Origin of the sequence: Candidatus Darwinibacter acetoxidans (assembly GCF_041936445.1) — a bacterium.
Classification (GTDB): Bacteria; Bacillota; Limnochordia; order Darwinibacteriales; family Darwinibacteriaceae; genus DTU010.
In genome coordinates, this window is sequence record NZ_JBHGXH010000116.1 from 1 (window position 1) to 21,871 (window position 21,871).

Here is a 21,871-nt window from a genome sequence, read left to right on the forward strand (position 1 = left end):
GTCAGTAGGCTTTCATCGAATACTGCATACATAAGAAGATCTCACCTCTGAGTACTTAGTACTCGTCGCTGGACAGCAACGGTGGGATCTTCTTCTATTTTTTTGGAGCCAACTCCTGTCCTACAGTAACTTTATACTAGCCTCTTTTTTTATGTCTACACCAGGAACTCCTTCCCAACACCTACTAAAACCTTACACTAACGGGCTCCCTTAGGAGGAGCCCATGGCATGGAGTAGTTTGCCCAGTGCCCGCTTTTCAATGCGGGAAACATAGGACCGGGAGATCCCCAGCTTTCGCCCGATCTGCCGCTGGGTCAGCTTTTCCTGCTGGCCCAGGCCAAAACGGAGTTCCAAAACGGTGCGCTCCCGGGGCGAGAGGCAGTGGAAGTGCTCCGCGAGGCGGTCCCGGTCGATATTGAGCACCACCGCATCCAGCACTTCATCCTGTTCCGAGCTGAGGATATCCATCAAGCTGATCTCGTTGCCTTCCCGGTCTGCCCCGATGGGATCGTAGAGCTTGAGTTCCTGGCGGATACGCCTGGTGGAGCGCAGGTGCATTAAGATCTCGAGTTCACTGACAAACGGCGCTGAACTTGGGCAAAGGCTTCAGGCGTGATGATGGCTGGACAGGGAATCAAAATCCACTCTTCCCGGGGCCGGAGCCTGGTGCGGCCGCTGGAAGTGTCCCATTTGTTCTGGTAAAACTCACCGATGTAGGTGCGGTTGGTGAGGATCTGCCTCACCACCTGCCTGTGCCACTTGGGGGCCCCCCGCTTCGTGGGCACCTTGGCCAAGGTTAAGGCCCGAGCGATACTGGAAATGCCCTTAAATCCAGGGGGTGGATCCAAGAACCAGGAATAAATCCGCCGGACCACCGCGGCCTCCCCCTGGTTGATCACCAGCTGTTCGCTGCGGGGATCGAAGTCGTAACCGTAGATCTGAAAATCCCGCAAAACCCGTCCCTGCCTGGCCTTTTCCCTCCTGCCCCTGCACATCCGCTCGTTGATCTTGGCCTTTTCGAACTCGGAAATCGCCCCCCGCAGGGCATAGAACAAGTTGCCCTCCGGGGTCTTGGCGTAGCTGCCGTGCACAAAGACCAGGCGCACCCCATGGCGGTCCCATTCCTCCGTGAGCAGCAGCTGATGCAGGAGTTTGCGGGAGAGGCGGTCCGGGTCCAGGCAGATCACCTCCCGAATCTCCCCGGCCTCAATGCTTTGCCTCAGCTTTTCCAGGGCAGGCCTATTGAGCGTCTCCCCGGAGATCCCCTCATCGGCGAACACCTGCCACTGCCCCTCTCCGGCAAGTTTTGCGCACTCCCTGATCTGGGCGGCAATGCTGAACCCATGCTTGGCCTGCTCTTCCGTGCTCACACGGGCATAGATTGCCTTCAGGCACCTCACCTCCCTGCCATTGATCTATGTTGCCGGCGGGCCAAGAATGATATAATGAAGGGCGGTAAGGAGGTTGACCATGCACAAACTAAAGTTAGCTATTTTCGATCTCGATGGAGTAATCGTGGACACAGCTAAGTACCACTACCTAGCCTGGAAGCGCCTGGCCAAGGAACTGGGCTTCGATTTTAGCGAGCGGGACAATGAACGCCTCAAGGGTGTAAGCCGGATGCGCTCCCTGGAAATCCTTTTGGAAATCGGCGGCCTAAGGAAAACAGAGGAACAACAACTCCAGCTGGCGGAGAAGAAAAACCGCTGGTACGTGGAATACATCCTGCAGATGGATCAAAGCGAGATTCTCCCCGGAGTCCTCCCCTTTCTCCAGGAACTGAAAGAGAGCGGAGTGAAAATCGCCCTGGGTTCCGCCAGCAAAAACGCCCGTACCATCCTGGAGCGGCTGGAGATCACGTCGTTGTTCGACGCGGTTGTAGATGGGAATCTGGTGACCAAGGCCAAACCAGATCCGGAAGTATTCTTGCTGGGGGCGGAGCTTTTGGGCATTGCCCCGGAGGCAGCCGTGGTTTTTGAGGATGCCCAAGCGGGGGTGGAAGCGGCACTGCGGGCTGGGATGAAAGTGATCGGCGTGGGGGATCCCCAGATGCTGAAGCACGCCCACCATGTTATTTCCGGCTTTGCCAGCTTCGATTTGGCTCAGCTCCGGGAGGTCTTCGCCCAGGCGGATCGGTGATCTGCCGCTTTTTCGCGGGCTGTTGTGCAAACGATTGCCAGGATGCGGAAAGTGGGGTAGAATAAGTTAAAGCCAGCGCGGGAGAGTGATAGTTCTGAGACCACTTCTGGGAATCGACGAATGGAGTGTAAGCGAAGAGGGATTCCATCCAGAGTCCAACAGGTTCATGGAGAGCATCATGAGCTTAGGCAACGGATACATGGGCCTGCGCGGAAACTTCGAGGAAAGCTATTCAGGGGATCACCTCCAGGGAACCTACATCGCCGGCGTTTACTACCCCGACCGCACGGTGGTGGGCTGGTGGAAGGTGGGCTACCCGGAGTACTTCGCCAAGGTGTTGAATGCGGTCAATTTCATCGGCATCGATGTGCAGCTGGACGGCAGGGTGCTGGATCTACATACCTGGCGGCCCAGCAAGTTCCGGCGCACTTTGGACATGTACCGGGGCGAGCTGGTCCGTTCCTTCCAGGTGGAAGATGGGGAAGGGCGGGTCTATTCCGTTGAGGCCCGGCGTTTTGTCAGTAAAGACCGGCGGGAGCTGGCCTGCATCCGCTACAGCCTAACACTGCTGGTTGATCCCCCGGGCCGGGGAGCACAGGTCAAATTCACCCCCTACCTCGAGGGCAATGTGGTCAACGAAGACGCCAATTACGGCGAGGATTTCTGGCAGCGGGTGGAGGAGTTCAGCGGGGAAGACTATCAGCTGGTCACCATGGAAGTGAAAAAATCTGGCTTTGTGGTGGCGGCAGCCAGCACCTTCCGCCTCTACCGGGGCCAGGAGGAAGCGGCTGTGGAGGTCCGCCCCACGGCGCGCCCGCGCTATGCCGGGGCAGAGGCTGAGCTTACGGTGCACTCTGGCGAGACGGTTTCTCTAGAAAAGCTTGTGGCGGTTACCACCAGCCGCGACCATCCCCGGGAGCTGGTCTCCCAGCGGGCCCTGGAGCTGGTGCGCCGCTACTGTTCCCACAACTACCGGGAGCTCTTTGCCCGCCATGCCCAGGCTTGGGCCAAAACCTGGGGGGAAAGCGATATTGTCATTGAGGGGGATCCCGCTGCCCAACAGGGCATCCGCTTCAACATCTTCCACCTGCATCAGACCTACACAGGGGAAGACCCCCGCCTGAACATCGGTCCCAAGGGATTCACGGGGGAAAAGTACGGAGGGGGCACCTACTGGGATACGGAGGCCTACTGCCTGCCCTTCTATTTGGGCACCAGGGAGCCGGAGATCGCCCGGAATCTGCTGCTCTACCGCTACAACCACCTGGAAAAGGCCAAAGAAAACGCCCGCAAGCTGGGGCTCAAGGGCGCCCTCTACCCCATGGTCACCATGAACGGCGAAGAGTGCCACAACGAGTGGGAGATCACCTTTGAGGAAATCCACCGCAACGGCGCCATCGCCTACGCCATCTTCAACTACGTGCGCTACACAGGCGACGGGCAGTATCTGGAGGACTATGGCCTGGAGGTTCTGGTGGAGATCTGCCGCTTCTGGGCCAGCCGGGTGACTTTCCAGCCCAGAAAAGGCGTGTACATGATTTTGGGTGTCACCGGCCCCAACGAATACGAAAACAACGTGAACAACAACTGGTACACCAACCGCATCGCGGTCTGGTGCCTGGAATACACCATGGAAGTCCTGGCGGAGCTGCGCCGGGCCAAACCCGACAGCTACCGCAAGCTGGTGGACAAACTGCAACTCCAGCAGTCTGAGCTGGAACACTGGAGCGATATTGCCGCCCGCATGTACTATCCCTACGTGGAAGAGCTGGGGGTGTTTGAGCAGCAGGATGGATTCATGGATAAGGAGCTTCTCACCGTGGCGGATCTTTCCCCGGAGGATCTGCCCCTGAACCAGAACTGGTCCTGGGACCGCATCCTACGCTCCTGCTTCATCAAGCAGGCCGATGTGCTGCAGGGCCTGTTCTTCCTGGGGCATCTGTATGATCTGGAGACAAAAAAGCGCAACTTCGATTTCTATGAACCCATGACGGTTCACGAATCGTCGCTGTCGCCCTGCGTCCATGCTATCATCGCCGCGGAGATTGGCTACCACGACAAGGCCTACGAGCTTTACCTGCGCACCGCGCGCCTAGATTTGGACAACTACAACAAGGACACCGATGACGGTCTGCATATCACCAGCATGGCTGGCACCTGGATGGCCATTGTGTACGGATTCGCCGGCCTGCGCATAGAAAACGACCGCCTCACGCTGCGGCCGTTCCTACCCGGTCGCTGGAAGAGCTATTCCTTCGGCCTGCTCTTCCGGGGCCACCGCCTGAAGGTACAGGTCACCCCCTCCGAGGTGGTGATCAGCCAGGAGGGCGGCGCCCGCTGCGACCTGGTGGTCCACGGCCAGCCCTACGGGGTGGAGGCGGATGGGCAGATCAGCATTCCCCATTGACAGTGAATTCTCATTTTCAATGCACCTGGCCGCATAGGTAGCTAGGCGGGTGTTTTTGCCGGGATCAAAAGTGTTGATGGCCTTGATGAGGCCGATCACACCAATGGAGATTAGATCTTCCGTGTCTTCACCGGTGTTGTCGAACTTCTTTACCACATGCGCCACGAGACGAAGGTTCCGCTCGATGAGAATGTTGCGGGCACCTTCGTCTCCTGCTTCTTTTTTCAGGAGCAGTTCCCGTTCCTCTTCCGGCCGGAGGGGCTTGGGAAAGGCGCTCCCGCTGGTAATGAATCCCGTTAAGAAACCAATTCCTTCCACGAGCAGCGAGCCAAAGGCGCTGATCAGTGAGGAAAACAAAGCTGGTGCCCCCCTTCTCCCTGCACTCAAGCCTTATATTCTATGAGCACCCCGGGAGAAGTGTGCCTGTTCCGCCACTTAGGACGCCAGGTATTTCTTCAAAGGTCCGTGGAGAAGCAGGCAGAGGGCGGCACTGACTGCCCCCTGGAGCAGATCGCCGGGCAGTGAGGCCAGGGCCGGTCCCCAGCCGTAGATGATGCTGCCCGCGAGGAAATAGCCCAAAACCATCAGGGCCGCGGCGGGGCCCACTGCCCAGGCGGCCTTCTCCCAGCGCCCAATGAGCCAGCCCGCGGCCAGCCCCTCCAGGCCTTTGATCAGCAGTGTCCAGGGGGCCCAAAACCCGTAGCCCAGCAGAAGATCCGCGAGGGCTGAACCAAGGCCGCCGGCTGCCAGCCCTGTGAGCGGACCGAAGAGCACACCGGAGAGCAGCACCACGGTGTCGCCGATGTTGACATAGCCCTTCACCCCCGGCAGGGGAATGTTCACTACCATAGTCACCACAGCCACTACCCCCACTAAAAGGGCAGTTAGAACCATCTTTCTCGCCTGCATGCAGCAAACTTCCTTTCTCCTTGGCTTCCCCTCAAAAAGAAGAAGGAGTCAAAGCGCCTCGACTCCTCCGCATTCTCAGTTGAGCGGTTTGCCCTTGAGCCTGAAAATCTCTTCCTTGAGCATGTTGTTTTCCAAGAGCAAGGCGTGGTAGCCCCACTCCAGCTCCTTTTTGGCCTGGACCAGCTCCTGGTTGTTCCTGGCGATACTGTGCAGCTTCGTTTCGTAGTCATGCACCAGCCGGGATAGCTCCAGGTGCTCCCGCTCCAGCCGAGCCAGCTTCTCCTGCAGCGCCGTGGGCTGGTCGCCCCGCTTGAAGGATTCTAAGCCTGCCCGCCAGATCATGAGCACCGCTCGCCAAAGCGACGGTGCCTTGGTTATTCTCTTCAAATCTCTCACCGATAGCCCCCTTGCTTGGGCAGTGGGTTACGCTTGGAGCAGATGATCGATCTCATGGTTCACCCAGCTGCGCAGGTCTGTACAGACGGAATAATAGTTCCAGGTGTTTTCCGCGCGCCTCTCCACCAACCCAGCCCTGTGCAGCCGCTTGAGATGATAGGAAACCGTAGGTTGGTTAACGCCGAGCACTTCAGCCAACTGCCCGACACACATTTCCTGCCCCTGAAGCAAGAGGAGTATCTGCAGTCGAATCGGGTCCGCGAGCACATGAAAGCGCTGCGCGCATGTTTTGATCCGCTCCATCACCCGACCCCCTTGTGAAAGATTTCATAATATCATTCTATCTCACTTGGGGCTGCAGATCAAGCAGGCCCCAGGGGGCCGGGTAAGTATTTATCTCACCCGTTGTTCTATTTTCTTCAGCAGGTGCACCGCGCGGGCCTGCTCAGCCAGTTTCCTGGAGAGGTGGTAGCAGTGCTCCGCCAGCTCTTCCTCCCCACTGCTTTTATATTCATCGCCCAACTTCAGCAGGTTCTTGATCTTCTTGCGCGATTCTTGAGGCAGTCTGTATAAAATCTCTGCCTTCCAAAGCTTCCACCGTTTCGGCGGGTCAATTTCCATGCGGAACTTCACACTCCATTGAGACAATTTTTAAACATATAATAGCACAAAACCGCCGCACCTTCAACGGGGCCCCTCGGTGCGAAATTCGCAAGAGGGCAGAGCTCAGCGGCTGCCGCCGGCCAGGTAGAAGCGATAGGCTCTGCTGGCCCAGTACACCGTGACTGTGTACAAGGGCACGGTGAGCAGCCTGGCCACAAGCCGCATGCCCAGAAGTTCAAAGAACCCCCCACCAAACATCTGGGACAGCCACAGCGTGTTGAGGAGCACACCCGTGATGAGATCTGTGAGCAGTACGATCAGGCCCACCTGCAGGACCGTGAGCTCATTGCGCTTGCTGTGCAGCAGCAGCCCGGGAATCAGCCCGGTGAGGCCCATGCTTAAGGTCAACCCAGGATGGTAGGGCCCCCCAAAAGAATTGATCAAAAAGCCCACCAAATCCGCGGCCACGCCGGCCAAAGCTCCCCCCGCCGGTCCGAAGAGGACACCTGCCAGCATGATGGGCGCCTCCCCAAAGCTCAGGCGCAGGGCATTGGCGCCGGCAATGGGAACAATCACCCCAAAAAAGCGGGTGAGCACAATGGACACCGCCGTGAGCACGCCCACATTTGCCGCTAACTTCGCGTCCAGCTTCATTGCTGCCGCCTCCTAGTTGCCGGCCACGGCCAGCCCGCTGATGATCAGGGAAGGTGAACCCACATTGCCCCTCACACTGGGTACTTCAAACTCCAGGTCAGACCCGATAGCCTCTACGGATTCCAGCAGCTTAAAGAAGTTGCCGGCGATGGTAATCTGATCCACGGGCCGGACGATTCTCCCGCCCTCCACCAGGTAGCCGAAGGCGCCCAGGGAAAAGTCGCCGGAAACGGGATTGGCACCGGAGTGGGTTCCCTGCACATCAATGATGATTAGGCCATCATCCAGGCTCTCCACTAGCTCAGGATAAGCATATTCCCCCGGTTCAATGAAGAAGTTGGTGGGAGCAATACCCACGGGCGATTTAAAGGAGGGCCGGGAGGCGTTGCCGGTAGAGTCCACCCCATCTTTGCGGGCCGTTTTCAGGTTGTGCAGGAAAGTGGTTAAGCGGCCAGCTTCAATCACCCGTTTGGTGCGGGCTGCCACCCCTTCGCCGTCAAAGGGAGCAGATCCGGCACCGTTTTCCAGCAGAGGGTCATCAACTAAGGTGATCAGGGGACTGGCGATGGTCTGGCCCAACTTGCCCTTGAGAAGCGAAAGCCCCTTTTGCACCGATTCGGCGGAGAAAACAGGGACGAAAGTGGCCAGAAGCTCCCGGGCCACATCCCGCCGCAGCAAGACCCGATAGCTGCCCGAGGACACGCTGGAAGCCCCCAAGAGGGATACCGCTTCCTCCACCGCTTCCCTGGCCATCTTATCAGCCTGGAACGTGGACCAATCCCGGTCAAACAGGACTTTATACCCCGTTTTGACCTGGCCGTTTTGGCGCACCACAGCACTGAGGTAGCTGAATACCCCATTGCTTCTGTACCCCTGTTCCAGGCCCCTGGTGTTGGCGATATAGACCTCGGTCTGCCCGCAGCCTGTCACGGCGTTGGACACTTTGAACACCCGTTCGTCCGCGGCCAAAGCGGTTTTTTCCAGCTCCAGGCAGAAGGCCATCATCTCCTCTGGAGAGAGGCGGTCCAGATCTTCATTGTAACACACAACCTGGGGATAACTCGCTGAACCCTCGTGGAAAACCACTTCGTCGGCGGATTCGATGATCTGGGCATTGGCCTTGACCCCCTGGACTAGGAAGTCCACGGAATCCTCATCCAGTTTTTCCACATAGGCATAGCCCACTTTGCCCCCGAAGCGGGCCCGCAGGCCCACACCCTGCTCTACGCTGACCCGGTAATCATCCACCTGACCATCAAACACCCGCACGTTCACACTGCGGGAACGGGTGGCGTAGACTTCCAGTTCCTCCAGGCCGTTGGCCTTCCCAGCCGCGAAGACACGTTCCTTAAACTCCCGAAAATCCATCAGTTGGCCTCCTTCCGTCCGCCTACAGTCATCTCTGTTACCCTGATGGTGGGCTGACCCACATCTGCGGGGATGGAGCCGCTCACCGAACCGCACATACCCTGGCCCGTGGCCAAGTTGGAGGCCACCATGTCGATCTTCTGCAGGATCTCCGAACCCCTGCCGATGAGGGTGGCTCCCCGCACAGGTTCGGCGATCTTGCCGCCCCGCACCATGTAGCCCTCCGCCACCGCGAAGTTGAACTCACCGGTGGCTGGGTTCACTGAACCGCCGCCCATGCGCTTAGCGTACAAGCCGTATTCGGTGTTGGCGATGATCTCCTCGCGGGTGGATTCACCGGCACAGATAAAGGTATTGGTCATGCGGGAGGTGGGGGCGAATTTATACGACTGCCTCCGGGCATTGCCGGTGGGTTCCATACCCATGCGGCGGGCGTTGAGGCGATCGATCATATACCCTTTGAGTATGCCCTTCTCGATGAGCACATTTCTTCTGGTTTTGGTACCCTCATCGTCGATGTTCTGGGACCCCCAGGCGTTGGGGATGGTGCCGTCATCCACCGCGGTCACCAGCTCGCTGGCGATCTTTTCCCCGAGCTTGCCGCTGAACTCGGAAACCCCCTTGGCCACGCTGGTGGCTTCCAGGCTGTGGCCGCAGGCCTCGTGGAAAATGACCCCGCCAAACTCGTTGTCGATGATCACCGGATACTTCCCACCCGGCGCGTAATCGGCATTGACCATGGTCACCGCGCTGTGGGCAGCATCCCGGGCGATTTCCTCCACATCGATGCGTTCAAATAGTTCAAAGCCCATGTGCCGGCCGGGGCCGCGGAAAGCCGACTGTTTTTCCTCGCCCCGGGTGGCCACCGCGTTGATGGACAGCCGGGTCCGCACCCTGCGGTCCTCCGCGAGTAGGCCCTCGGAATTGGCAATGAGCACATTCTGATCCACATCCAGGTAGTGCACCACAACCTGCGTGATCTGCTCATGGAAGCCCGCCGCGGCCAGGTGGGCCTTCTTCATCACCTCAACCTTGTCACGGTGGGGAACCTGCCTGGGCTCCAGGCGCACCGGGTTGAACCTATCCACGGCCATCCGGGCCAGGACCACCGTCTTGCCCTGGGGAACCCCAGGCAGCGCCGCCGCGGCCTCCCTGGCCGTTTTCATCAAGCTCTCCCGCCTCAGGTCATTGGTGTAGGCATAGACCGAGCGCAGACCTTGGAAAATGCGAATCCCTACCCCGTGGTCCCTTCCGCTCACTGCCTCTTCCACCGCACCGTCCAGCATGCGGATCTGGGTGTTGAAAGTGTCTTCCATGAAAATCTCGGCAAAATCACCGCCGGTGGATAGGGCGGCCAACAGCACGTCCGTGATTACGCTTTCCGAAAGCAAGCAAAACCCTCCCAGTTCTGTGATATAATTGTGACGCTAGATTACTTGAGAGAGGATGTCGTTCATGTCGCCAAGTGACATCATCTGGAGATTAGCGGAACGCCTGACTGAACTTCAGGCCCTGTGCGAAGAAAGCATCGGGCAGCTGCATCCCAAGAAGAACCTGGATCTAATCTCCAGCATCGAAGAATGCGAGCGGCTTTGCCGCACCCAGCTCAATATTCTCAACCGCGTGGCCAAGCGCTACTAGCCCAGGCTGCAGACTGGGCAGGTAGACCAGGTGACTGCCGCAGGAGCAGTCCGAGGAACCGAGGCCTGGTGCAGGTAGAGCCGCTCCGGGCAAACGCAGTAGCTGCTCCGCGCAGCGGCATTCCCCTTCTTTCGGGGCCCCGGGAAACACGACAAAACCCAGCAGCTCCGCAGCGGCGCGAAAATAGTCGATGTGCCAGTGCAGCTTCTTAGCTGCCCGGCGGTGCCTGGCGATGCGCTGCTGGAGGTGGCGCTGGGCGCTCCCGCTGTAGGCATAGACACCTGGGGGAAAGGAAAAGGTCCCCAGTTTGCCAACCGTGAGGGAAACCCGGCGCGGCAGATACAGCCAGAGCACATAGACACCGCTGTTCACCATGCTGCAGCCCCTTTCCACCTGCTCTAGTTTAATTCTCGCTGATGCAGGTTTTTCCTTTAGCAACCAGAAATAATACAGTTAAACCTGGAGGATAGGAGGGAAATTGGTGGATGTAAAAGACGTTTTTCGCAGCTTGAGCGAAGCACCAGGTGTATCAGGCTACGAGTTCGGGCTGTTGGAACTGATCAAGCAGGGCTGTCCCTGGGCGGACGAGGCTCGCACCGATAAACTAGGCAATCTGATCTTGCTCAAAAGGGGCCAGGGACCAGAACCCAGGCCCAAAGTGATGCTAGCCGCCCACATGGACGAAATTGGGTTAATCATCACCAAAATTGAGAAGGAAGGCTTCCTGCGCTTCAGTACTGTTGGCGGTTTTGACCAGCGGGTGCTGCTGGCCCAGGAAGTTGTAATCCACGGCAGGAAAGGAACACTCACGGGTATCATCGGCGCAAAGCCGCCCCATATCCAGGCGCCGGGGGAACAGGGCAAGGCGGTGAAGATGGAAGATCTGTTCATCGACGCCGGTTTTGCCAGCGCAGAAGAGGCTAAGCGCCAGGTGCGGGTGGGCGATCTGGTCACCCTGAAGCGCCGGGTTTCCCAGCTTGCGGGCTCCTTCCTCTCCGGCAAAGCTTTTGACGATCGGGCGGGAGTAGCCGCCATTTTAGAATGCTTCCAGGTCCTGTCCACCGTCACGCACCAGGCGGATGTGTACGGTGTGGCCACCGTGCAGGAAGAGGTTGGCCTGCGGGGGGCAGTGACCAGCACCTACGGTATTGTCCCCGATATCGGGATTGCCATAGATGTGGGCTTCGGTGATTCCCCGGGGCTGAGCGAAGAGGAAACCATCAAGCTGTCCAAAGGACCGGGCATTGCCATCGGACCCCATGTTCATCCCAAGCTGCATGCCCGCATGGTGGAAACGGCCAAGGAATGGAACATCAGCTATTCCCTGGACCCCTCGCCCTATCCAGGAGGAACCGATGCCTACGCCATGCAGGTGGCTCGCAGCGGAGTAGCCACTATTTTACTGTCTATTCCCCTGCGTTATATGCACACCCCCGTGGAAACCCTGGATTACCGGGACATCCAGGCTACAGGGCGCTTAATGGCCATGTTCATTGCCGGCCTCGATCATGAATTTGTGGAGGGATTGACATGCTTTTAGCCCGCCTAACCCAAGCCAACGGCGCGCCTGGGCAGGAAGACGAGGTACGGGACCTGATCCGTGCCGCAATCGAACCCCATGTCCAGATCGTGAAAACAGATGCCCTGGGCAACCTCTTGGCCATTAAAAACCCCGATGCTCCCGGACCCAAGGTGATGCTGGCCGCGCACATGGACGAAGTGGCCTTGATGGTTGTGGGGATTGACGGGGACGGCTATCTGAAGTTCCGCCCCATCGGCGGAGTTGATCCCAGGGTTCTAGTGGCCAAAACGGTAGTGGTGGGCAGGAAAAAAGTGCCGGGCGTGATCGGCAGCAAGCCCATCCACCTGCAGAGGCCCGAAGAAAGGGAAAAGGCCTTTACCATCAGGGAAATGGTCATTGATATTGGCGCCAAGAACAGAGAAGAGGCGGAGAAACTGGTGCAGCTTGGGGAAATCGCCTATTTCACCACCGAATACGAAGAGCTGGGCGAAAACAGGGTGAAGGCCAAAGCCCTGGACGACCGGGTGGGCTGCGCCCTGCTCATCCGCCTGCTGCAGGAAGAGGTCTCCTTCCCCTTGATTGCCGCCTTTACCGTTCAAGAAGAAGTGGGCCTGCGGGGTGCCGGCGTGGCCGCCTACCAAGTGGAACCTGATCTGGCCCTGGTTCTGGAGGGGACCACAGCCTCCGATGTGCCGGGGACGGACGACCATAAACAGGCCACTGCCCTAGGGGAGGGACCGGCCATCTCGGTTATGGACCGCTCGGTGATCCCGAACCCCGAACTCGTCCAGGAGCTCTTGGCCCTGGCCGCGGAAAAGGGAATCAAAGTGCAGGTCCGCCGCAGCACCGCCGGGGGCACAGATGCCGGCCAGATTCAGCTGTCCCGGGCCGGGGTAAAAGTTGCGGTGATCTCCGTACCCTGCCGCTACATCCACTCTCCGGCGGCAGTGATGTGCAAAGACGATTTTGAAGGAGCATACCAGCTGGTTAAGCATTATCTAGCACGGCTTGAAGAAAGGGCGGGATTGAGTTGAAAGCCATCATTGAGCAGCTAACACAGGCCTTCGGCCCTTCGGGGTATGAGAGGGAAGTTACAGACTTGATTCGAGAGCTGGTCAAAGACCACGTGGATGAACTCCGCACAGATGTTTTAGGCAACCTCATTGCCATCAAGCACGGCTCCTCCGACGGCAAGAAAATCATGTTCGCGGCCCATACCGATGAAATCGGGATTGTGGTCACCTACATCGACGAGGACGGATTCCTGCGCTTCTCCCCCATCGGCGGAGTGGGCATCACAACCCTCGTGGGCAACCGGGTCCGCTTTGCCAACGGAACCATGGGCGTCATCTACCAAGAGGGCAAGACCGAGTGGAAAGAGCTGACCCTGGACAAACTGTACATCGATATTGGCGCAGCAACGAAAGAAGAAGCTCTGGAGAAGGTGAGCATCGGGGAGTTCGGCATCTTCCACCGGGAGTTCGCCGACCTGGGGAACCGCCTGGTGGCCAAAAGCATGGATGACCGCATTGGCTGCGCGGTACTGGTGGAAGCCCTGAGAAGGATCGAAAAACCCAAACACACCCTGTACTGCGTGTTCACCACCCAGGAAGAAGTGGGCCTGAGGGGCGCCCGCACCGCGGCCTTTGGCCTTGACCCTGACCTGGGCATCGCCCTGGACGTGACCCTCACCGGCGATACCCCTGAGGCCAGGCACATGGCCGTCAGCTTGGGCAAGGGGGCCGCGATCAAGGTCAAGGATTCCTCCCTCATTGCCCATCCCAGGGTTAAAGACCTCCTGGTGGACCTGTGCGAAGCAGGAGGGATCCCCTACCAGATGGAAGTACTGGAACGGGGCGGCACCGACGCGGGGGCCATCCACCTGACCAAGGAAGGGGTCCCTTCGGGAACCATCTCCATCCCCACCCGCTATGTGCACTCGCCCTCGGAAATGGTGGATCTGGGAGATGTCCAGGCCTGTGTAGATCTGGTTGTGGCCCTGGCCGGGGCAGACCTGGACGGCGTGATCTAATCCAGGGCACCAAAAAAGAGCTGCTTGCTGCAGGCAGCTCTTTTTTTGATCACCATCCCTCAAATCAAAGATCCAGATCCCGCCTGACATAACCCCAAGCGCCGGCGGCACAGAGGAGTACCGCCAATCCCAGCAAAAGCAGGGCCGTCTGAACCTCAAAGGGCTCCACGGGCAGCTGGGGATTCCAACCAAAGGGCGAGAGCTTGACCGCCCACTGGGGCAGGTTGATCAAGACGCCGAAATAGACGGCGAATACGGAATAGGCCACATAAGCCCAGAGCAGGACGGTGAAGCGCGGACAGAAGCCCACAATCACCACCGCCGCGCCCAGCATGACCAGCATGCCGGGGAGCTGTGCCAAGCTGGCCACAAGGACTGAGGTTAAGGGCGGCCCCTCCCCCAGCACCGCCTGGACAGCTAAGCCCAAGCCCAGGCCCGAAGCCAGCATGGCCAGGGCGCTCACCAAAACGCCCAGGAGCAGAAAACCCAAAAGCAGATTCAGGCGGGAGACCGGCAGGGCCAGAAGGCTTTCCAGGCGGCCTGCTTTTTCTTCTTTGACCAACCGCACCACAGGGAGGAGGGCGGGAATTACCGCCAGCATAGCCGTGACGTCAATCACCATACTCAAAAACTGCTCCGTCAAGGAATAGCCCTGGACCGAGGGGAGGATTTCCCGCAGGAATTCGTTCCCCGCCAGAAACTCTTCCAGATCAGCGAAGACCGAACCGTAGGAGGCGCCCAGGAGAAGCAGGGCACAAAGCCAGCTGATGATGGCGCTGCGCTGCAGGCGGAGGGCCAACCCGAAGGGGCTGCGCAAGAGCCTGGAAGCCCGCTGCCTGCCGGCCCGGGCCCGGAGATAACCGGAGCCCAGGTCCCGTCCCCAGTTCAAGCGGAAGGCACCGGTCCACAGAACCCCAGCGGCGGCCAGCATGATCCCCACAGGCCACCAGTAATTGGCCACATACACTTGGGTGCGCAGGATCAAACCCAAGGGAGTGGCTAAAGACAACCATTCCCGGCCCAGATCACCCAGGCCCCTCAGTACATAGAGCAGGCCCAGGACTGATAGGGAAAGAATTAGGTTGGCCCGGGAAGTCTCTGCCAGCTGGGCAAAGAGAGCGGTCAAACCCGCAAAAAAGAAACCGGTGGTGCCCACCGCGGTGCCGAAGAGCAGAGAGCCCGCGAGATCCACTGACTCCACCCCCGGGACCCACAGGGCGAGCCCGGTGGCCAGGGCCAGACCTGCATTTTGCATCAGTGCCAGAACCAACGGGGCGGCCAGACTGCTCAAGGAGCCCACGGGCAGGGAGAGCAGCAGCTCGTGCCGGCCATCTTCTTCCGAGCTTCTGGTGAGGGCCTGTACCACCAGGATATTCATGATGGCCGCAAGCATGGCCGCAAAGAGCAGCATCTCGTGGCCCACCATGGCGCCGATGGTGTAGTTGTCCAGGCCCCAGCCCGGTCCCAGCATGAAGGTCATGGCCGGGTTGCGCATGGTCTGGGCCATGGCGGCGCGCTCTGCCGGGCTTTTGTAGATCTGGGCATACGAGACCACAACCAGGAAGTTGAGGAGCACGATGGCCAACGCCCACAGCACCACCTGACGCCGCTCCTGGCGCCAGAAAAACCTGCTTAAGGTCAAGGTGCCCGCAAAGTTGCGCTTCATCGCCGGGTCTCCCCTTCGTAATGGCGGATGAATAGATCCTCCAAGGTGGGCGGGGCGCACTCCAGCCGCACAATCTCAAACCTGCTCAGATGGGCCATCACCGCGCCCAGTTCCTCGGCTTCCACCGAGAAGTACGTAACTCCACCCCGCTCCTGAAGGTCATGGACGCCGCTGAACTGCTCCAGGCCCTCCAGGGGCCTTTTGGTCTGCACAGCAACGTGTGTGCTGGTCAGATGCCTCAGCTCGACCAGGGTGCCGCTTTCGATAATCACGCCGTCCCGGATAATGCTGACCCGGTCGCAGACCTTTTCCACTTCGGAGAGAATATGGCTGGAAAGGAGCACGCTCCGTCCCTGGGCCCTCAACTCCTGCAGGCAGTCCTGGAACACCTGCTCCATAAGGGGGTCCAGGCCTGAAGTGGGCTCATCCAGGATCAGCAGTTCCGCCCCGCTGGACAGGGCGGCAATGAGGGCAACCTTCTGCCGGTTTCCCTTGGAATAGGTGCCGCATTTGCGGCTGGGATCGAGGTCAAACCGCTCCAGGAGCTCCCCGCGGAGGCGCTCGTTTCCTGGCCCCCTAAGGCGCGCCAAAAGATCCAAGACCTCACCGCCTGTGAGGTTGGGCCACAGCTGCACTTCCCCGGGCACATAGGCCACCTGCCGGTGGATCTCCACCGCATCTTTCCAGGCATCTCTGCCGAAAACCGTTGCTGTACCGGCAGTGGGCTTGAGCAAACCCAGCAGGATGCGCATGGTGGTCGTCTTTCCCGCGCCGTTGGGGCCGATAAAGCCGTGGATCTCCCCCCTCCGCACAGCTAAGTTCACACCCTTGAGGGCAGAGATGTCTCCAAAGTTCTTCTTCAGCTCCACCGTCTCCAAAACGGTCACAGCCGGACCTCCCTTCGTAAAAAAGTGCCCTCTTGATCCAAAAGGGCACCGGGTTCACTGCAAGACTTTGCTTTAGACTAGAGCAGGCTCTTAACTCTTTCCACCTGGTTGGTGATGATGCCGTCGATGCGGCACAGTTTCATCCGCTCAACATCTGCCTCTTCATCCACTGTCCAGACGTTGACCATCATCCCGTTTTGCTGAGCCGCGGTGACAATTTCGGGAATAACGGCGTGATGATAGGGATGGAGCACCGTGGCCCCGATGCTCTTGGCATAGACCCAGGGGTTTACCAGGGCCGCTGTGTAGAGGATCGCGGTGCGGGCCTGGGGCTTCAAACCCACCAGGTGAGCCAGGGCATAGTGGTTAAACGAGGATATAATAGTGCGTTCCCAGAAGTCATAGCGATCCAGCAGCTGCACCAGTTGTTCGTTGAGTTGCTCAAAGCCCAACCCAGTCTTGACCTCGATGTTGAGCAGGACATCTTTGTCCTTCAGCAGCTCCAGAACCTTCTTCAAGGTGGGGATTTTTTCACCTGCAAACTCGGGGGCAAACCAGGAACCGGCATCTAGAGCCTGCAGTTCCGCCAGGGTAAAGGCCCCTACAGGGCCCTTGCCATCTGTGGTCCGGTTCACCGTGTCATCGTGGATCACCACGATTTCCCCGTCACCGGTGAGGTGCACGTCAAGTTCAATTCCGTCCGTCCCGGCCGCGAGGGCCAACTCGAATGCTGCCATGGTGTTCTCCGGGGCTTTCGCCGAGTAGCCCCGATGTGCTATTACGATCACGCTTATCATCTCCCGCCTTTTAGTGCTTCCAGATCTATCCTGCCGGCGAAAACCTTGGTGGCCGGCCCGGACATAGAGACATGATTGCCTGCACTCCACTCAATGGTGAGCTCGCCGCCGGGGAGCACAACCTCCACCGGTGACTGGACGAAGCCTTCCCTGATGGACACCACCGCGGCTGCACACGCGCCGGTTCCGCAGGCCAGGGTGGGCCCTGCCCCCCGCTCCCACACCCGCACTTTCAGCCGGTTGGCACTCACAACCTGGACGAACTCGATGTTGGCCTTCTGGGGCCACACCGGGTGGTTTTCCAGGGTTGGGCCCCACATGGCCAGGTTGACCTCATCTACGTCGTCCACAAAGACCACCGCGTGGGGATTGCCCATGGAAACAGGGTGGCAGATCCATTCCCGCCCAGAGGCCGCAAGGGACAGCGGCCCCTCCAAATCTGGCTCACCCATATCCACCCTGTACAGTCCACCACTGGCCACAATCTCCTTCACCCCGGCCAAAGTGCCGATGCGCAGCGCAGGTCCTTCCGCCAAAGCCTGGTCCAGCAGATAGTGGGCCATGCAGCGGACGGCATTGCCGCACATTTCAGCCTCGGAACCATCGGCGTTAAAGATGCGCATGGTGAACAGCCCAGCCTCTTTGGTGATCAGCACAAGGCCGTCTGCTCCGATCCCAAAGTGGCGGTGACAGAGCAATCTTGCTAGCTCTTCGCCTTCCGGTAGCAGTTTTCCTCCAAAGTCTTCCATGAAAATGAAGTCATTGCCCAGGCCGTGGTATTTGCTAAAAGCATATTCCACCCTTCTCCCTCCCCACTACAGCAGATGAAAGGCGACCTTGTTAATGGCAGCCTCAATATCCCGCAAGTCTTCTTCGGTAACCAGGTGATTGAGGTGAATTTGAACGGCCCGGCTCAACAGGGCTAAGGTCTGGGGGCAGGTCTCGGGGGAATAGTCCACGCTGCTCCCCTCCGCCAAACTCCAGGGATAACTTCTACCCCAGGGATCCCGCTTGGCCATGAGGAACTCCCAGTTCACGTAGATATGCTGATCGCGGGCCCTGCGGTCCCAGACCTGGAAGGCCGGGATGCCTTCTGCGGTGAGAGCCTGCGCGGTTAGCCTCGCCTTTTCCTCGTCTGCCACGTAAAAGATCAGGCTGACTCCCAGATCACGCTCTGTGCCGAACACGGGGGAAAGTTCGATCTTCTCCTGGTTGCGGAGCCGTTCCACCAGTTTGCGCTTGTTCTCCCGGGTAGCGCGTACAAGATCTGGCATTTTCTCCAGCTGGCCCAGGGAAAGGGCTGCCTGCAGCTCGGTGAGGCGGTAATTCTGGCCGGGGAAGGCGGGTATCTTTCGTTCCAGGAAACGGAACTGATAGCCGGCCCCATCGTGGTACAAAACCGCCCGCTGCCACAGCTCCTCGGAGTTGGTAACCAGCATGCCCCCCTCCCCCGCGGCAATGACTTTGGATTGCTGCAGGCTGAAGCAGCCCACATGGCCCAAAGAGCCCAAGGGACGGCCGCGGTAAGTGCCTCCATTGGCCTGGGCCACATCCTCAATAACCATGAGGTTGTGCTTTTGGGCCACGGCCAGAATCTCATCCATGGCCGCGGAAATCCCCCGCATGTGCACCACAATGACCGCCTTGGTGCGGGAAGTGATCTTGGCCTCGAGATCCTGGGGATCCAAGGTCAAACTGGAATCCACCTCCGCCAAAACAGGTACAGCGCCCACTACAGCCACCGCGGCAGCGGTGGCCACCCAGGTATAGGCGGGGATGATCACTTCATGACCCGGTCCCACGCCCACGGCGATCAGCGCGCAGATCAGGGCCGAAGTGCCCGAATTGACCGCCAGGGCATAGTCGGTACCCACAAAGCGCTTGTACTCCTCTTCCAGGGCCGCGGCCTCAGATGTTTCCAGACCGTCGGGGAGGTAACGGAAGATGCGCTTTTTCTCCAACACCTGAAGAACCCTGGCCTTCTCTTCGGCTCCCAAGGCCTCACTGCCCATATATTTGGACACCCACGGCTTGGTCCTAACGGGAGGACCTCCGTGGATCGCCAGTTTCTCCACGCTCACCACTCCCATCCTCATCACTTCTAACTGTTCTGGAGGTCTGCCCCGATTCCTCTTGGAAGGAAAAAACCGGGCAGAACCCCGGCTTTTATTATACTCCATTTTCTTTAGGCTGTCTCTTTTTTCCGCAGGGCCCGCACCCGCTCCCACACAGCTGGATCCAAGGGCCGGTCAAAGGCCCGAAATCCCGCCAGGGTAAAGCCCAGCTTCTTGGCGAGGCCGCGCATCAGCTCCAGGTGCTCCAGGCTGAGGTCAGCCCCTATGCTCATGTGCTCGTAGCGCCCCTCCAGGGCCAGCATCATGGTTTCAGACATGCAGGCAAAGGCCGTACCCTTTTCAAAACCGAAATTCCAGCCCAGATCGGGGCTGCCGGGCAGGGCAATCACTCCGCCATCGATTACCAAGACATCGGGGCGCTCCTCCAGCACCTCCTTACTCACGTTGCTGGGTCTGGACATGTCACAGACCACCGCACCCCGCTTGAGCACATCGGGGGTGATCAGCGCTTCCAGGCTGCTGGTGGCCGCCAGAATCAGATCGGCCCGGGGCAGGTGCGCCCGGCTGTCCACAGTCAAGGTCAAGGGAGCGCCGCTGGCCAGCACTTCCCGGGCAAACTCCACCCACACGCTCAAGGGCGCATCTTCCGCCGGTACAGAGTCCAGCTGCGCCGCAAAGGCGCCCAAGCTGCCCGGGGCCAATTGGCGGCCGGAACCGGCAAGGGTGCGCAGGTGCTGGATGATCTCCACCGCCACCTTGAGCATGCGGTATTCGCTTTTTTCCGGACGGGCAGGGTTGCCGATCAGGATCAGGTTCTGCACCTGCTCACTCAGGAGAATGGCCAAGGCCTTACCGATGGCCCCACCGGCCCCCACCACCGCCCCGGTGGCGGTGGCCATTTCCAGTCCAACCTCTTTGGCAGCTGAAACGGCCGCTTCCACACCGGAAACCACTGTGTAACTGTTGCCGGTGGTCAGGGCCACATCGGTGTAGGGCAGGAGCTGCCTACCCCCCATGGTCACAACGGAGGTGTAGGCCCCCAGTCCCACAAGGCGCGCCCCCCGCTCCACGGCTAAGTCAATGGCAGCCAGGATCTCCCGTCTGGACTGTTCCTTATCCATGGCCAAGAGCTGGGCGGCGGTTTTGGGCACGCAGATGAAATCGCCGTAGGCACTGCGGCCGCAGTTGTCCACCACCCTTGTGCTGGCCACCACAAAAGGTTCCACCAGATCATTCCAGCGGGAGCTGAGATCCTCCAGCTGTTCAGCTGTTAAGTCCGCCAAGCTGGCGTCGAATTCAGAGTAATTGTCCAAATCCACGGGGTGCACCAAGAAGGCGAAGCGGCCATCGCCCGGTTGGGGACGGGCCTCCTCCACCGTTTGGGGCTGAGCCGCACCGTTCAAAGCAGCCGGGCGGCTGTAGCCGATGAGGTGACCCAAAAAGGCAGCGGTGTTTCTAGAGGCGAGAAGTCCGCAAGCCCGTTCCACCGCCTGCACCACCCGTTCGATCTCCGTCTCGCCCATGGTCAGGGGGGGCTCGATGCGGATCACACTGGCACCGTTAAGGGTGGGGGCCACCCGCACCCGCTCCACGTTCAAAAGGTAAGAGGCCACCATGGGGGTGAGCAGCTCCTGCTCGGCCATAACCCCCAGCAGGCTGTGGGGATAGGGATCCCGGGAATTGACAAACTCGATGCCCAGCATAAAGCCGCGCCCGCGGATGGCCTTCACCACCTGCGGGTACTTGGCCGCGACCCGCTCTAGGCCAGCCTTGAGCTTGGCCCCTTTTTCCCGGACGGACCGCAGGAGGGCACCATCGTCTTTGGTCAAGAGCTCCAGGACGGCCAGGCCCACCCGGGCGCCCAGGGAGTTGCCGGCAAAGGTGGAGGAGTGCTTCAGGCCGAAATCCTCTGTGTAGACCTCTGCCCGGCAGAGCACCGCTCCGATGGGAATAAGGCCTCCGCCCAGGGCCTTGGCCAACACCATCACATCGGGCGTAACCCCTTCTTCGGCGCAGGCAAAGAGCGCGCCGGTACGCCCCAAACCAGTTTGGATTTCATCGAAGATGGTCAGTACCCCATGGCGGGCACAAAGCTCCTGTACCTGCTTCAGGTAGCCCTGGGGCGGCTCCACAATGCCCCCTTCTCCCTGAATGGGCTCCACGATAAAGGCTGCCGTATCCCCGGCGTGTTCTGCTAGATAGCTTTCCAGGGCCTCCAGATCCCCGTAGGGAATGTGGCGAAAGCCCGGAACCGGAGCCCCGAAGGCGCTTTGGTAGTTTTCATTGCCGGTTGCCGACAGGGCGCCCAGCGTTTTGCCGTGGAAGCTGTTTCTGGTGGAGAGGATCACAGGTTTGCCCGTTTTGGCCCGCACCAGTTTGAAGGCGGCCTCCACAGCCTCGGCCCCGCTGTTGGCAAAGGTGACATACTGAAATCCGCTGGGGGCGAGGGCAATCAAGCGGGCGGCCAGCTCCCCCGCGGCTTCCAGAAGGGAGGGCTGGATGAAGCTGGGCTCCTGACGCGCCTCCAGTTCATGCAGGGCCCGCCAGATCTCGGGAGGGTTGTAGCCAAAGGGCAGCGCGCCGTAGGCGGCAATGCAGTCAAGGTACTCCTGCCCCGTATGGTCATAGAGGTAAGGGCCTTGGCCCCGCTGAAAACGCTTATCCAGACCGATATCCTGGAGCAGTTTTCCCAGGTGCGGATTGACAAATTCTATGTACGGATGCATCCTTGTACCTCCCCGGAGTATTGAGCACACTTTGTGCACAATGCTAATT

The 21,871-nt window shown here is 59.5% G+C and carries 21 protein-coding genes and 1 pseudogene; 5 read left to right on the top strand and 17 right to left on the bottom strand.

All coding sequences use genetic code 11. The features are described 5' to 3' along the window. Positions 1-210: 210 nt before the first annotated feature. Both ACE4YL_RS03965 and ACE4YL_RS03970 read right to left on the bottom strand, forming a co-directional pair. On the bottom strand, positions 211-558 hold the full coding sequence (locus ACE4YL_RS03965) for a sigma-70 family RNA polymerase sigma factor (protein ID WP_461358495.1): 348 nt from the start codon (positions 556-558) through the stop codon (positions 211-213). Beyond that, positions 558-1,400 (bottom strand): recombinase family protein, encoded by an 843-nt coding sequence (locus tag ACE4YL_RS03970; protein ID WP_461358496.1) that lies wholly within the window; start codon positions 1,398-1,400, stop codon positions 558-560. The genes ACE4YL_RS03965 and ACE4YL_RS03970 overlap by 1 nt, the downstream gene beginning before the upstream one ends. A gap of 70 nt (positions 1,401-1,470) precedes the next feature. Here ACE4YL_RS03970 and pgmB point away from each other — a divergent pair, with 70 nt between their 5' ends. Continuing rightward, a complete protein-coding gene (gene pgmB, locus ACE4YL_RS03975) occupies positions 1,471-2,139 on the top strand; it encodes a beta-phosphoglucomutase (protein WP_461358497.1) in 669 nt (222 codons plus the stop codon). Positions 2,140-2,224: 85 nt separating this feature from the next. After that, entirely contained in the window at positions 2,225-4,546 is a 2,322-nt protein-coding gene (locus ACE4YL_RS03980; RefSeq protein ID WP_461360167.1) for a family 65 glycosyl hydrolase domain-containing protein, read from the top strand. Between the two features lie 21 nt (positions 4,547-4,567). Here the strand turns inward: ACE4YL_RS03980 and ACE4YL_RS03985 are convergent. The 9 genes and pseudogenes from ACE4YL_RS03985 to ACE4YL_RS04025 all read right to left on the bottom strand — a co-directional run. Continuing rightward, positions 4,568-4,864: pseudogene (locus tag ACE4YL_RS03985) on the bottom strand (sigma-70 family RNA polymerase sigma factor); the annotation flags it as partial. A 117-nt stretch (positions 4,865-4,981) separates the two neighbouring features. Continuing rightward, positions 4,982-5,455 (bottom strand): ECF transporter S component, encoded by a 474-nt coding sequence (locus ACE4YL_RS03990; RefSeq protein ID WP_461359392.1) that lies wholly within the window; start codon positions 5,453-5,455, stop codon positions 4,982-4,984. 75 nt (positions 5,456-5,530) lie between these two features. Further along, positions 5,531-5,851, bottom strand: a complete 321-nt coding sequence (locus ACE4YL_RS03995) for a hypothetical protein (RefSeq protein ID WP_461359391.1) — start codon at positions 5,849-5,851, stop codon at positions 5,531-5,533. Between the two features lie 27 nt (positions 5,852-5,878). Then, positions 5,879-6,154, bottom strand: coding sequence for an ArsR/SmtB family transcription factor (locus ACE4YL_RS04000; protein ID WP_461359390.1), 276 nt, complete (start codon positions 6,152-6,154; stop codon positions 5,879-5,881). A gap of 90 nt (positions 6,155-6,244) precedes the next feature. Then, positions 6,245-6,484, bottom strand: a complete 240-nt coding sequence (locus ACE4YL_RS04005; RefSeq protein ID WP_461359389.1) for a hypothetical protein — start codon at positions 6,482-6,484, stop codon at positions 6,245-6,247. 93 nt (positions 6,485-6,577) lie between these two features. Beyond that, a complete protein-coding gene (locus ACE4YL_RS04010) occupies positions 6,578-7,108 on the bottom strand; it encodes a folate family ECF transporter S component (protein WP_461359388.1) in 531 nt (176 codons plus the stop codon). A 12-nt stretch (positions 7,109-7,120) separates the two neighbouring features. After that, positions 7,121-8,476, bottom strand: a complete 1,356-nt coding sequence (locus tag ACE4YL_RS04015) for a TldD/PmbA family protein (protein WP_461359387.1) — start codon at positions 8,474-8,476, stop codon at positions 7,121-7,123. Next, a complete protein-coding gene (locus ACE4YL_RS04020; protein ID WP_461359386.1) occupies positions 8,476-9,867 on the bottom strand; it encodes a TldD/PmbA family protein in 1,392 nt (463 codons plus the stop codon). The genes ACE4YL_RS04015 and ACE4YL_RS04020 overlap by 1 nt, the downstream gene beginning before the upstream one ends. A 169-nt stretch (positions 9,868-10,036) precedes the next feature. Next, positions 10,037-10,492 (bottom strand): GIY-YIG nuclease family protein, encoded by a 456-nt coding sequence (locus ACE4YL_RS04025; RefSeq protein ID WP_461359385.1) that lies wholly within the window; start codon positions 10,490-10,492, stop codon positions 10,037-10,039. A gap of 106 nt (positions 10,493-10,598) precedes the next feature. Here ACE4YL_RS04025 and ACE4YL_RS04030 point away from each other — a divergent pair, with 106 nt between their 5' ends. The 3 genes from ACE4YL_RS04030 to ACE4YL_RS04040 are packed head-to-tail and all read left to right on the top strand — an operon-like array spanning position 10,599 to position 13,671. Then, positions 10,599-11,657, top strand: a complete 1,059-nt coding sequence (locus ACE4YL_RS04030) for a M42 family metallopeptidase (protein WP_461359384.1) — start codon at positions 10,599-10,601, stop codon at positions 11,655-11,657. Beyond that, on the top strand, positions 11,648-12,673 hold the full coding sequence (locus tag ACE4YL_RS04035) for a M42 family metallopeptidase (protein ID WP_461359383.1): 1,026 nt from the start codon (positions 11,648-11,650) through the stop codon (positions 12,671-12,673). The genes ACE4YL_RS04030 and ACE4YL_RS04035 overlap by 10 nt, the downstream gene beginning before the upstream one ends. Further along, a complete protein-coding gene (locus ACE4YL_RS04040) occupies positions 12,670-13,671 on the top strand; it encodes a M42 family metallopeptidase (RefSeq protein ID WP_461359382.1) in 1,002 nt (333 codons plus the stop codon). The genes ACE4YL_RS04035 and ACE4YL_RS04040 overlap by 4 nt, the downstream gene beginning before the upstream one ends. 64 nt (positions 13,672-13,735) lie before the next feature. Here the strand turns inward: ACE4YL_RS04040 and ACE4YL_RS04045 are convergent, their stop codons facing one another. From ACE4YL_RS04045 to ACE4YL_RS04070, 6 genes are all read right to left on the bottom strand, one after another. Beyond that, positions 13,736-15,337, bottom strand: coding sequence for an ABC transporter permease (locus ACE4YL_RS04045; RefSeq protein WP_461360102.1), 1,602 nt, complete (start codon positions 15,335-15,337; stop codon positions 13,736-13,738). Continuing rightward, on the bottom strand, positions 15,334-16,224 hold the full coding sequence (locus ACE4YL_RS04050; protein WP_461359380.1) for an ABC transporter ATP-binding protein: 891 nt from the start codon (positions 16,222-16,224) through the stop codon (positions 15,334-15,336). Before ACE4YL_RS04050 ends, ACE4YL_RS04045 begins: the two co-directional genes overlap by 4 nt. A 77-nt stretch (positions 16,225-16,301) precedes the next feature. Beyond that, positions 16,302-17,012, bottom strand: a complete 711-nt coding sequence (locus ACE4YL_RS04055; RefSeq protein WP_461359379.1) for a glycerophosphodiester phosphodiesterase — start codon at positions 17,010-17,012, stop codon at positions 16,302-16,304. Between the two features lie 5 nt (positions 17,013-17,017). Beyond that, a complete protein-coding gene (gene dapF / locus ACE4YL_RS04060) occupies positions 17,018-17,821 on the bottom strand; it encodes a diaminopimelate epimerase (RefSeq protein WP_461359378.1) in 804 nt (267 codons plus the stop codon). Positions 17,822-17,836: 15 nt separating this feature from the next. Then, on the bottom strand, positions 17,837-19,096 hold the full coding sequence (locus ACE4YL_RS04065) for a DegT/DnrJ/EryC1/StrS family aminotransferase (protein ID WP_461359377.1): 1,260 nt from the start codon (positions 19,094-19,096) through the stop codon (positions 17,837-17,839). A 110-nt stretch (positions 19,097-19,206) separates the two neighbouring features. Further along, positions 19,207-21,822, bottom strand: a complete 2,616-nt coding sequence (locus ACE4YL_RS04070) for an aminotransferase class III-fold pyridoxal phosphate-dependent enzyme (protein ID WP_461360103.1) — start codon at positions 21,820-21,822, stop codon at positions 19,207-19,209. Positions 21,823-21,871 lie beyond the last annotated feature (49 nt).